Source organism: Neobacillus sp. DZ-9, assembly GCF_059587065.1.
In genome coordinates this window covers 1-755 of sequence record NZ_JCAIOL010000056.1, presented here as the reverse complement: position 1 = coordinate 755, position 755 = coordinate 1, and the positions used below count along the sequence as shown (strand labels likewise).

The following is a 755-nucleotide window of genomic DNA, read 5'->3' as shown; positions in this document are numbered from 1 at the left end:
CTTTCCAAAAATGCAATTATGAAAATACTCAACCCATAAGCTTAAATTGACTTGTGTAGATTATTTCACTTATTTTCAATTACAACACATCATCGCTTAATCAATCCCGACAGGTCTACTTCTAATACTTTATCTTCTTTATCGTTGTAAGTAGATAACAATACAGTAATGATTCCCGATTCATTCTTCGTCTCTTTCTTATCGATAACCTCGGCGATGGTATACAATTCATCACCAGGATACACCGGTTTTATAAATTTCATATTATTCATCCCTGTTCCAGCGATGATATCATCACCATAGATACCTTGTTCAATCCAAAGCCTTACTGAAATGCTTAATGTATGTAGTCCGGAAGCGATGATTCCATCAAATCTCCCCTGCTTTGCTTTTTCCTCATCTAAATGCATATATTGAGGATCAAATTCGCCTGCAAATCTCATAATATCCGCTTTTGTCATTTTGAAGGACTTAGTTTCAAATACCTGTCCAACTGTAAACTCATCAAACTTCATAATTACACCTCTTATTTAGAAACTTTTGCACTTGTTTATATTAAGGTAGCATCAAATACACATCAAGTTAAAAAAATACTCAAAATCCTCTAAAATCTATAGAAAAGAATACTTTTTTGGGGATATATATAATTCATCTTTGCAATTGTAAATACCTTATTTAACTATCTTGTTTCGTAAGTTCAATAAGAAAAAAAGACGCTGCTGCAGCAACCTCTTGTTTAACTCTTGCACCCGTTA

General features: G+C 33.0%; 1 protein-coding gene. It reads right to left on the bottom strand.

Annotated elements, in window-relative coordinates; genetic code table 11:
• Positions 1 to 89: 89 nt before the first annotated feature.
• Positions 90 to 515, bottom strand: a complete 426-nt coding sequence (locus AC59HZ_RS31450) for a MaoC family dehydratase (protein ID WP_027323078.1) — start codon at positions 513 to 515, stop codon at positions 90 to 92.
• Between the last annotated feature and the right edge of the window lie 240 nt (positions 516 to 755).

Coding starts and splice junctions, on each gene's coding strand:
- AC59HZ_RS31450 (WP_027323078.1), bottom strand. CDS start 515: ATGAAGTTTGATGAGTTTACAGTTGGACAGGTATTTGAAACTAAGTCC.